General features: G+C 75.0%; 9 protein-coding genes. 8 read left to right on the top strand and 1 reads right to left on the bottom strand.

What is annotated here, in order from left to right; genetic code table 11:
• Positions 1-82: 82 nt before the first annotated feature.
• Positions 83-700, bottom strand: coding sequence for an isochorismatase family protein (locus tag ICW40_RS00880; RefSeq protein WP_221651908.1), 618 nt, complete (start codon positions 698-700; stop codon positions 83-85).
• 906 nt (positions 701-1,606) lie between these two features.
• On the opposite strand from ICW40_RS00880, the gene ICW40_RS00875 reads away from it, so the two are divergent.
• The 8 genes from ICW40_RS00875 to ICW40_RS00840 form a co-directional block, all read left to right on the top strand.
• Positions 1,607-2,053 carry a hypothetical protein gene (locus ICW40_RS00875; protein ID WP_221651907.1) on the top strand — a complete coding sequence of 149 codons (447 nt, stop codon included), beginning with the start codon at positions 1,607-1,609 and terminating at the stop codon, positions 2,051-2,053.
• 814 nt (positions 2,054-2,867) lie between these two features.
• Positions 2,868-4,103: a PQQ-dependent sugar dehydrogenase gene (locus ICW40_RS00870; RefSeq protein ID WP_260458605.1), complete on the top strand. Its 1,236-nt coding sequence runs from the start codon at positions 2,868-2,870 to the stop codon at positions 4,101-4,103.
• A 64-nt stretch (positions 4,104-4,167) separates the two neighbouring features.
• On the top strand, positions 4,168-5,970 hold the full coding sequence (gene metG, locus ICW40_RS00865) for a methionine--tRNA ligase (RefSeq protein ID WP_221651905.1): 1,803 nt from the start codon (positions 4,168-4,170) through the stop codon (positions 5,968-5,970).
• A 1-nt stretch (position 5,971) separates the two neighbouring features.
• The gene (locus tag ICW40_RS00860) at positions 5,972-6,919 is read left to right on the top strand and encodes a TatD family hydrolase (RefSeq protein WP_221651904.1); all 948 of its coding nucleotides are present in this window, start codon (positions 5,972-5,974) and stop codon (positions 6,917-6,919) included.
• A 209-nt stretch (positions 6,920-7,128) separates the two neighbouring features.
• Entirely contained in the window at positions 7,129-8,331 is a 1,203-nt protein-coding gene (locus ICW40_RS00855) for a ubiquitin-like domain-containing protein (RefSeq protein WP_221651903.1), read from the top strand.
• A gap of 350 nt (positions 8,332-8,681) precedes the next feature.
• Positions 8,682-9,992, top strand: coding sequence for a transglycosylase family protein (locus ICW40_RS00850; RefSeq protein ID WP_308121540.1), 1,311 nt, complete (start codon positions 8,682-8,684; stop codon positions 9,990-9,992).
• Between the two features lie 16 nt (positions 9,993-10,008).
• On the top strand, positions 10,009-10,920 hold the full coding sequence (gene rsmA, locus ICW40_RS00845) for a 16S rRNA (adenine(1518)-N(6)/adenine(1519)-N(6))-dimethyltransferase RsmA (RefSeq protein WP_221651901.1): 912 nt from the start codon (positions 10,009-10,011) through the stop codon (positions 10,918-10,920).
• 28 nt (positions 10,921-10,948) lie between these two features.
• On the top strand, positions 10,949-11,287 hold a 339-nt coding region (locus ICW40_RS00840; RefSeq protein ID WP_445206259.1), incomplete at its 3' end, for a GHMP family kinase ATP-binding protein.

Genomic DNA, 11,287 nt, shown 5'->3' with positions numbered 1-11,287 from the left:
GCTCGGCGTGCCCGGCCTGCTCGGCGCGTGCTCGGCGTGCCCGGCTGCCCGGCGTGCCTGCGTGCCCGGCGTGCCGTGGGGCTCAGGCGTCCAGCGTCGTGGAGGCCGTGAGGACGGCGCCCGCGGCGGCGAGCTCGGCGCGCGCCGCGGCCCCCTGCTCGGGCGTGACCGGGACGGTGAGGTCGGTGAGCACGCGCGTGTGCAGCCCGAGCCGGATCGCGTCGAGCGCCGTCGCCCGCACGCAGTGGGACTCCGCGATGCCGACGACGTCGACCTCGGCGACCTCGGCCTCGCGCAGGATGTCGGCCAGCTCGCGACCCTTGTCGTCGACGCCCTCGAAGCCCGAGTAGGCCGCCGCGTAGGCGCCCTTGCGGACGCTCGCGTCGGGCCGCAGGTCGGCGAGCGCGGGGTGGAGCTCCGCCTCGGCGGTCCCCGCGACGCCGTGCGGCGGCCAGGTGTCGACGTAGTCGGGCTCCTCGGGCGGGACGGCGAAGTGCCGCCCGGGCTCGACGTGCCAGTCCTGCGTGGTGACCACGAGGTCGTACGACGCGCGGTGCTCGCGCGCGTAGTCCGCGATCGCGTGCGCCACGTCGTTCCCGCCCGCGACGGGCAGCGCGCCGCCCTCGCAGAACGTCGGCTGCACGTCGACGACGAGCAGCGCCCGCCGCGCACCCCCGGCCCCACCGCTCCCGAGACTCATCCCCCCACCCTAGAAGCCCCCGCACAGCCGAGCGTCCCGCCGTCCCTCCGCGGGCTTGGGCCTCCTCCATCGGGCTGCTTCACCCCGAGACGTGCGGCGCATGTGGCCGGTGGTGCCCGTGGGTCCCCTGGGACATCCCTCCTGCCACGTCGGGCTCAGGGGTCCCGTGCGCCGCACACCCTGGTGCGGTGCCACGGACGGCCGTTGCCTCAGAGCGGCGGCGGGCTCAACGCCGAGCGGAGCTGCGGCCGGCAGCGCCCCGTACGTGCCGGACCCGTGCATGCTCCGAGATGTGCGGCGCAGGGGGCGGGTGGTGCCTGTGGAGCGCCTGAGGCGTCACTCCTGCCACGCCCACCTCGTGGGCACCGCGCGCCGCACGTCTCGGGGTGACCGACAACAGGTGTCCACAGTCTCGACGATGGCGTCGGGCGTCCACAGGCCCTGTGGTCCCGCGCCGTGGCGACCCGCCGCGCTCGCCACGGTGTGCCCATGGACCTCCAGGACCGACTGCGACGCAGCGACGGCTGTCTGCGCCGCTCCGCGCTCGTCCACTCGGAGCGCGACGCGTGGCAGCTCCGCGCTCTCGTCGCCGCCGGGGCGGTCGAGCGCCGCGGCCCCGGCATGTACGCGTTGCCCGGGACGCCGGACGCCGTGGTCGCCGCACGCCGGGTGGGCGGCGCGGTCACGTGCGTCTCGGTGCTACGGGCGGCCGGCCTGCCACTCCTCAGGAGGGACGACCCGCCACACGTGTGTCTCCCGCGCACCCGAGGGACACCGCGATCCCGGCTCCTGCCGCCGGGGACGGTGCTGCACTGGGACGCGAGCGTGCGTCACGACGCCGCACTGGTCGCTCCCTTGCCTCTCGCGCTGGCTCACGCGATGAAGTGCCTTCCTCGACGCGAAGCCGTGGCAGCTGTCGACGCGGCCCTCAACCGGCGCCTGCTGCCGGACCTGGTCGACCTCGCCGCCCGTCGGCCCCGCGCGGGCAAGGTGGAGTTCGATCGGGCGCTGCGGCTCGTCGACGGACGCAGCGAGTCCTTCCCCGAGACCTGCATGCGCCTGGGACTCCGGGCGGCTGGGCTCGAGGTCGAGCCGCAGGCCTTCGTCGAGGGGATCGGTCGCGTCGACCTGCTCGTCGAGGGCTTCCTCGTCGTGGAGGTGGACGGGTTCCGGTACCACGCCGACCGCCGGGCGTTCAGCGAGGACCGACGGCGCGACCGGACCGCCCAGCTGCTCGGCCACCCGTTCCTGCGCTTCACCTACGACGACGCCGTCTGGGCCACCGGGCGTTCGGCCCATGAGGTCCGCCTCGCCGTCGACGCCTACGTGCGCCGCCGACGCATCGGCGTCTGACACAAGGCCGCGTCCGCGTCCGCGTCCGCGTCGGCCAGAGCGACAGCCACAACGACAGCCAGAGCGACAGCCACAACGACAGCCGCTGCGACAGCCGCTGCGGCAGCCGCTGCGACAGCCAGAGCGACAGCCTGAGCGACAGCCGCTGCGACAGCCACAGCGACAGCCGCAACGACAGCCGCAGCCCGCACTCACAGCCGGACGCGAGGTGGGCGCCCGGAGGGGGCGATCCCCTGACACGAGGAGGTGCGGCGCTCCTGACGGGTGCGTCGGATGCGGTCCGTGAGACGCGACGCTGCCGCTCGCAGCTCCTCGGCACCGTGCGCTGCACGTCGTGGGGAAGCGACGTCGCGGAGGTGTCACGTTCGACGGTGCTGGCCTTACCCCGGGATGTGCGGCGCGGGTGACGGATGAGGCTCGTGGGGTTCGTGAGACCACGCACGAGCCTCATCCGCCCCGTCAGGCACCTGCGCCGCACATCCTGGTGCGCTCGGTATCCGGGACCCGCGCGACACACTCGCCGTCGCCCACGCCGTGCGCGGCCCGTCGTGCGCGGCGCGTCGCGCTCGCGGCACCCCGGGATGTGCGGCGCGGGTGACGTGTGGGGCTTCCGGGGTTGCTGAGACCGGGCACGAGCCTCACGCGCCTCGTCAGCATCGTGCGCCGCGCGTCCTGGAGTCCTCGTCCTGGAGTCCGCGCGGCCCTCGGCGCGGGGGCTTCGCGACGCCCCACGTCGTCGGCGCGGGTTGGCAGGGGTCCGCCCGTGGGCGAGGGTGGGGCGATGAGGGTCGTGGGGCTACGCCGGGGACGGGCCTTGGGGCTTCCCTCGGCGCCGGGCGTCGGGCTGCGCCTGAGCACCGGAGGGCGTCGTCGCCGGGCTGCGGGGCGACGCCTGCGTGGCCTCGCGGTCGTCGGGCTGCTCGCGCTCACCGCGGCGGGGTGCACCGCGCCGGCGCCGGAGCCCACGCTCCACCTGCGCACCGACGGGCCAGGGACCGCGGCGCCCACCGCGACGGCCGCCGCACCGGCGCCGGCGTTCCCGCCCGGACCGGCGCTGGCCGACGCGACCGGGACCCCGACCGACGTGCTGACCGGCCTCACGACGCCGTGGAGCATCGCGTTCCTGCCCGGTGGGTCGTTCCTCGTCACGCTGCGCGACCCCGCGCAGGTGCTGCTCGTCACCGGCGAGGGCGCCGCGGCGCTCACCGGTCCGGGCGCCGAGGACCTCGCCGCGACCACGCTCGCTCAGGGCGAGGGCGGGCTGCTGGGTGTCGCGGTGTCGCCCGACGTCGCCACGGACCGGCTCGTCCTCCTCTACCGCACCACGGCGTCCGGCAACGAGGTGGTGCGGGCGCGCCTCGAGGACGACCTCACGCTCGGCGCCCTGGAACCGGTGCTGACGGGCATCCCCGCGGAGTCGAACCACAACGGCGGACGCATCGCGTTCGGCCCGGACGGCAACCTCTACGTCGGCACCGGCGACGCGGGCGAGCCCGACGCCGCCCAGGACCCGACCTCGCTCGCCGGGAAGATCCTGCGCGTCACGGCCGACGGCGACCCGGCCCCGGGCAACCCCGACCCGGGCAGCCCGGTGTGGAGCCTCGGCCACCGCAACGTCCAGGGCCTCGCGTGGCACCCGGACGGCCGCCTGCTCGCGAGCGAGTTCGGCCAGAACACGTTCGACGAGCTCAACGTCGTCGAGCCCGGCGGCAACTACGGCTGGCCCGTCGTCGAGGGACGCGCCGACGACCCCGACGGGGACTTCGTCGACCCCGTCACCACGTGGAGCACCGACGTCGCGTCGCCGAGCGGCATCGCCACGACCGACGACGGCGTCCACCTCGCCGCGCTGCGCGGCGAGCGCCTGTGGAGCATCGGCTTCCTCGGCGACGGCTTCGCCGACGCCGGCGACAGCCTCGAGGGCGTGCTCGGCCGCCTGCGCGACGTCGTGCGCGGACCCGACGGCGCCCTGTGGCTGCTGACGCAGAACACCGACGGCCGCGGCGAGCCGCGCGCGGGGGACGACCGCGTCGTGCGCGTCCTGCCGTGAGGACGGCCGACGGCGGCAGACGTCGGGACGGCGGCACCACGGCCCGTCACTAGGATCGTGCCCCATGGCCCACATCCTCTCGGCGGTCGCCTGGCCCTACGCCAACGGCCCCCGCCACATCGGACACGTCGCCGGCTTCGGCGTCCCCTCCGACGTCTTCAGCCGGTACATGCGCATGGCGGGCCACGACGTGCTGATGGTCTCGGGCACTGACGAGCACGGGACCCCGATCCTCGTCCAGGCCGACAAGGAGGGCGTGCCCGCGCAGGAGCTCGCGGACCGCTACAACCGGGTCATCGTCGAGGACCTCGTGAACCTCGGCCTGTCCTACGACCTCTTCACGCGCACGACGACGCGCAACCACCACGCCGTCGCGCAGGAGATGTTCCGCACGGTCCACGCGAACGGCTACATGGTCGAGAAGTCGACGATGAGCGCCATCTCGCCGTCGACCGGCCGCACGCTGCCGGACCGCTACATCGAGGGCACGTGCCCCATCTGCGGCTACGACGGCGCGCGCGGCGACCAGTGCGACAACTGCGGCAACCAGCTCGACCCGATCGACCTCAAGGACCCGCGCAGCCGGATCAACGGCGAGACGCCGGAGTTCGTCGAGTCGAACCAGTTCTTCCTCGACCTGCCGGCGCTCGTCGACGCGCTCGAGGCGTGGCTGCGCTCGCGGGAGGCGTGGCGCCCCAACGTCCTGAAGTTCTCGCTCAACCTGCTCGCGGACGTCCGCCCGCGCGCGATGACGCGCGACATCGACTGGGGCATCCCCGTCCCGATCGACGGCTGGAGCGACAACCCGAGCAAGCGCCTGTACGTCTGGTTCGACGCCGTCATCGGCTACCTCTCGGCGTCGATCGAGTGGGCCCGCCGCACGGGCGACGTCGACGCCTGGCGCGCCTGGTGGAACGACCAGGAGGCCCGTGGGTACTACTTCATGGGCAAGGACAACATCACGTTCCACTCGCAGATCTGGCCGGCCGAGATCCTCGCCTACGACGGGCGCGGAACCAGGGGCGGCGAGCCCGGGGAGTACGGCACGCTCAACCTGCCCACCGAGGTCGTCTCGAGCGAGTTCCTCACGATGGAGGGCAAGCAGTTCTCCTCGTCGCGCGGCGTCGTCATCTACGTGCGGGACATGCTGGCGCGCTACCAGGCCGACGCCCTGCGCTACTTCATCTCGGTCGCGGGTCCCGAGAACCAGGACACCGACTTCACGTGGGCGGAGTTCCAGCGCCGCACCAACGACGAGCTCGTCGCGGGCTGGGGCAACCTGGTCAACCGCACCGTCAACCTCATCCACAAGAACTTCGGCGAGATCCCGCAGCCCGGCGAGCTCGAGCCCGTCGACACGGCGCTCCTCGACGCGACGCGGGCCGGGTTCGCGACGGTCGGCGACCTCATCGCCGGCCACCGGCAACGTGCCGCGATCGGCGAGGCCATGCGGCTCGTCGCCGAGGCGAACCGCTACCTGTCGGAGACGGAGCCCTGGAAGCTCAAGGCTCCCGAGCAGCGGGAGCGCCTCGCGACCGTCCTGCACACCGCGGCGCAGGCCGTCAGCGACTGCCGGACGCTCCTGGCGCCGTTCCTGCCGCACTCCGCGCAGGCGGTGCACGAGGCGCTCGGCGGCACGGGAACGATCTCGCCGCTCCCGCGCATCGAGGAGGTCACCGACCTCGACGACGCATCGCGCACCTACCCGATCATCACGGGCGACTACCGCCTCGGCGAGACGCTCGCGGCGTGGGAGAGCGTCCCGCTCGTGCCCGGCACGCCGGTGGGTCCGGCGAAGCCCGTCTTCCGCAAGCTCGACGACTCGATCGTCGAGGAGGAGCTCGACCGGCTCCGCGCGGAGGGCTGACGTGGGCCGCTCGGGCCGCGAGCGGGACCGCAGCTGGCCGCCGGACCCCGAGCCGCTCCCGCACCCGCTCGTCGACGACCACACGCACCTCGACCACCCGGCGCCGGGCGCGACGGGCTTCGACGGGGGCCCGACGCCGCCCACGCTCGCCGAGCAGGTCGAGCGCGCCGCGCGCGCGGGCGTGACGCGCATGGTCCAGGTGGGCTGCGACCTGCCCGCCGCCCGGTGGACGGCCGACGTCGTTCGCGTGGACGACGGCGTCCCGGTGCACCCCGCGCTGCTGGGCGCGGTCGCGCTGCACCCCAACGAGGCGCCGCTGCACGCCGGCGTGCGCGAGGTCGGGCCGGACGGCCTCGAGCCCGCGCCGCAGGAGCACCACGCGGTCGACCTCGACGCGGCGCTCGCCGAGATCGAGCGCCTCGCGCGCACCACGGAGCGGATCCGGGCGATCGGCGAGACGGGCCTGGACTTCTTCCGCTCCGGCGAGCGGGGCCGCGAGGTCCAGCGCGAGTCCTTCCGGGCACACATCGCGCTCGCCAAGGAGCTCGGCCTCGCGCTGCAGATCCACGACCGCGACGCGCACGACGACGTCCTCGACGTCCTCGAGCGCGACGGCGCCCCCGAGCGCACGGTGTTCCACTGTTTCTCGGGCGACGCGGCGATGGCGCGACGGTGCGCCGACAGCGGCTGGTACCTGTCGTTCGCGGGGACGGTCACGTTCTCGGCGTCGCACGAGCTCCGCGCGGCGCTGCGTGCCGTGCCGCTCACGCAGGTGCTGCTCGAGACCGACGCGCCCTACCTGACCCCGCACCCGTACCGCGGGCGCCCCAACGCCCCGTACACGGTCGCCCACACCGCACGGACGGTCGCCGAGACGCTCGACGTCGACCTCGAGACCCTCTGCCGGACGGTCTGGCGGACCGCGGAGCAGGTCTACGGTCCCTGGTGACCACGGACGACGCGCACGGAGCTCCGCGACACGCCGTCGGCGGCGGGTGAACAGCGTCCGCTCGGCTACCCCGGACCGTGTCCTTTCCGTTACCGTCGTCCGTCGGACCGGTTCCGGGCACCTCGTGCCCGGGACACCGTGAGCGCCACCTCCCCGGGTGCGCGGCGCACGGCACGTCCGCTCCGTGCCCCCGACGTCAGGACTCCCACGTGCGCCTCGCCTCGCTCGCGAACCGGCCGACCGGCCGGTGGACCGGACGAGGGCGCGTCGCGGCGCAGGCCGTGGTGCTCGCGCTGGTGGTCGGCGGGACCAGCGCCTTCTCGGTGCTGCACAAGACCGTGACCCTCGACGTCGACGGCGAGGTCTCCACGGTCGCGGCCTACGGGCGCACGGTCGAGGACGTGCTCGCCGGTCACGGCGTCGACATCGCCGAGGGCGACCTCGTCGCACCGGCGCCCGGGAGCCTCGTCGCCGACGACGCGGAGATCGTCGTGCGGCACGCCCGCGAGCTCGTGGTCGAGGTCGACGGCGAGCGCAGCACCATCGTCACGACGGCCCTGACCGTGGACGAGGTGCTCACCGACCTGGGCCTGCGCGCCGGCGTGCGCGCGTCCGCGTCGCGCTCCGCACCGCTCGGCCGCGACGTGCTGCGGCTCTCGACGCCCAAGGACCTCACGGTCGTCGCCGACGGGGTCGCCACCGAGCTCAGCACGACGGCGTCGACCGTGCGCGAGGCGCTCGTCGAGGCGGGTGTCGTCCTCGGTGAGCACGACCAGGTCTCGGTGCCGCTCGACGCCGCCGCGGTCGACGGCCTCGCGGTGCTGGTCACGCGCGTCGCGAGCGTCACGCGCACCGAGACGTCCGTGCAGCCGTTCGAGACGGTCCGTCAGGAGGACCCCTCGCTGCTCGTCGGCAAGGAGGTCGTCGGCGTCCAGGGTGCCGACGGCACGCGCGTGGTCACCTTCGTGGCGTACGAGGTGAACGGCGTGGAGATCGGGCGCACGGTGCTCGCGGCGGCCGAGCTGACGGCCCCCGTGAACCAGGTGGTGCGCGTCGGCACCAAGCCTGTCGAGGAGGCCGCGACGGCTCCCGGCGCCCCGCCGGTCGAGCCGGGCACGGCCCGCGCGATCGGCCTCGAGCTCACGCTCGCGCGCGGCTGGGGCGAGGACCAGTTCGCGTGCCTCGACGCGCTCTGGACCAAGGAGAGCGGCTGGCGCGCCGACGCCCACAACCGCTCGAGCGGCGCGCACGGCATCCCGCAGGCCCTGCCGGGGTCGAAGATGGCGAGCGTCGGCGCCGACTGGGCGACGAACCCGGCCACGCAGATCACCTGGGGCCTCGGCTACATCGAGGCCCGCTACGGCACCCCGTGCGACGCCTGGGCCCACTCCAAGGCGAAGAACTGGTACTGACCCACCGCGTGCCGTCCCGCGTGAACCGTTCCTGAAGCGGTCCGACGCAGGGCAGCGCCCGACTGTGACCGGCATCTCTTGGCCATAGGTCACGGATCGGTTACGGTCGCATGTCGCTCCGGGAGAACCGAGGCGCCGTGTGCTCGTCCCGGCCGGTCCGGGTCGCGCCGCGGCCCGTCGTCCGGAGCGACCGGCGGGCCGTCCGGCCCTCCGCGACGGCCGGATCAGGGACTCCGGGCCGGTCGGCCCCCGCACCGCCCTCCAGGGTGCGGACGCAGCCGCCGGGTGCCGCGTGCGACTCGCGGCGCACCACGACCCCTGTGCCCGGGCAGCACGACGTCTGGAACCCCGTGACCCGTTTCGACCTCCGCCGCGCCCTCCGACCCGCTGGAGCCCACCCCGGCTCCGCCCCCGCCTCGACCGAGGCCCCCGCCCCGTCCGCCGCCGACGCGGCCGTCACCGCCGACATCGCCGGTGACCAGCTCAGCGACACGCAGAGCCACCCCGAGACCGAGGTGCAGGCCCCTCGCAGCAGGCGCCGCCTCCTCGTGGTCGCCACGACCGCGGCCGCGCTCGTCCTCACCGGCGGCTCGCTCGCCGTCGCGGACGCCCGCAAGACCGTGACGCTCGACGTCGACGGGCAGGTGCTCGAGGTCACGACCTATGCCGGCACCGTCGACGCCGTCCTGGACGCCCACGGCGTCGAGGTCGGCGAGCGCGACCGGGTCGCGCCGGCACCGGACGAGGAGCCGCGCGACGGCGGCGAGATCGTGGTCCGCCACGCACGCCAGGTCGCCATGCTCGCCGACGGCACCGAGAGCACGGTGTGGACGACGGCGCTCAGCGCCGACGAGGCGCTCAGCACGCTCGAGGCTCGCGGCCAGGACGTCCGCCTCGTGGCGTCGCGGTCCGCCGCGACCGGACGCGCCGCGCTCCCCGTGCGGCTCGACGGCCCGGTGACCGTCGTCGCCGACGGCGCCGCGCACGAGGTCCCCGACGCCGCCGACCTCGAGACCGTGCTCGCCGACCTCGAGATCGTCGTGGGCGACCTCGACCGCGTCCACGTGACGCAGCCGGCCGACGGCGCCCTCACGGTCCTCGTGCAGCGCGTCGTCGCGCAGGAGCAGGTGACGCTCACCGAGGTCCCGTTCGAGCGCGTCGTCGAGCAGTCCGGCGAGCTCTTCACGGGCGAGACGCGCACCGCCGTCGCGGGCGCCCTGGGCGAGCGGACGACCGTGCACCGCGTCATCCTGGTCGACGGCGCCGAGGAGTCCCGTGTGCTGCTCAGCGACGGCGTGACGCGCCTCCCGGTCACCGAGGTGGTCCACGAGGGCACCAAGGAGCGGCCCGTCGTCCGGCGGACCCCCGCCCCGGCCGCCGCGGGCGGCTCGACCCCTGCCGCGGGCGGCGCAGCCCCTGCCGGCGACGTCTGGGCGGCCCTCGCGCAGTGCGAGTCGGGCGGCAACCCGACGATCGTGTCGCGGAACGGCAAGTACCACGGCCTGTACCAGTTCTCCGTCGCCACGTGGCAGTCGGTCGGCGGCAGCGGTGTGCCCTCGCAGGCCTCGGCCGCCGAGCAGACCGAGCGCGCGATCGCCCTCCAGGCACGGTCGGGCTGGGGCCAGTGGCCGCACTGCTCGTCCAAGCTGGGCCTGCGCTGACCCTAGGCTCGTCCGCATGACCACCGACGCCCTGCTGGGCCCCGCGCAGATCCGGGACCTGGCAGGGCGTCTCGGCATCCGCCCGACCAAGTCCTGGGGCCAGAACTTCGTCGTCGACGCCGGGACCGTGCGCAAGATCGTCCGGACCGCCCGGGTGACGGCGGGTGAGCGCGTGGTCGAGATCGGTCCGGGCCTCGGCTCGCTGACGCTCGGCCTGCTCGAGGCCGGTGCCGACGTGGTCGCGGTCGAGATCGACCCGGTGCTCGCGACCCAGCTGCCGCTCACGGTCGCGGAGCGCGCACCCGGCTCGGCCGAGCGCCTCACCGTGCTGCAGCGCGACGCGCTGACCGTGACCGAGCTGCCCGGCCCGCCGCCGACGGCGCTCGTGGCGAACCTGCCCTACAACGTCGCGGTGCCGGTGCTGCTGTCGTTCCTGGCTCGCTTCGGGTCGCTCGAGCGCGTCCTCGTCATGGTCCAGACGGAGGTCGCCGAGCGGCTCGCCGCCCCGCCCGGCTCGCGCACGTACGGGATCCCGTCCGCGAAGGCCGCCTGGTACGCGTCGGCCCGGCCCGCGGGCGCGATCGGCCGAGCCGTCTTCTGGCCGGTGCCACGCGTCGACTCCTCGCTCGTCGCGCTCGAGCGCAGGCAGCCGCCCACGACGACGGCGTCACGCGAGCAGGTCTTCGCGGTGGTCGACGCCGCCTTCGCGCAGCGACGCAAGATGCTCCGCTCGGCGCTCTCGGAGCTGACCGGCTCCTCGGCGTCCGCCGAGGCCGCCCTCGTCGCCGCCGCGGTGGACCCGACGGCGCGCGGCGAGCGCCTCGAGATCACCGACTTCGCCCGCATCGCCGAGCAGCTCGTGGCGGCGGGCCACCTGGGTGGGCCCGGCGGCGCACCCGGCGCCCGCGGCTCGGCGTCGCAGGCGTGAGCGCGGCGGCTCTGGGAGAGTGGGAGGCGTGAGCGAGCAGGACGGTGCACCCGTGCGGGTGCGTGCGCCCGGCAAGGTCAACCTCGGCCTGACCGTCGGGCGACGCCGCTCGGACGGCTTCCACCCGCTCGCGACGGTGTTCCAGGCGCTGTCGGTGCACGAGGAGGTCTCGGCGTGGCACGCCGACCACCTCAGCCTCACCGTGAGCGGCCTGCACGCCGAGCGGGTCCCGACCGACGACTCGAACCTCGCCTGGCGCGCCGCCATGGCGCTCGCCGCCGCGACCGGCGCCGAGCCCGCCGCGCGGCTGCACATCCACAAGGGCGTGCCGGTCGCGGGCGGCATGGCGGGCGGCTCCGCCGACGCC

The sequence above is a fragment of the Actinotalea ferrariae genome (assembly GCF_019733465.1).
In the GTDB taxonomy this organism is placed as follows: domain Bacteria; phylum Actinomycetota; class Actinomycetes; order Actinomycetales; family Cellulomonadaceae; genus Actinotalea; species Actinotalea ferrariae_A.
This window is presented reverse-complemented; position numbering and strand designations above follow the sequence as displayed.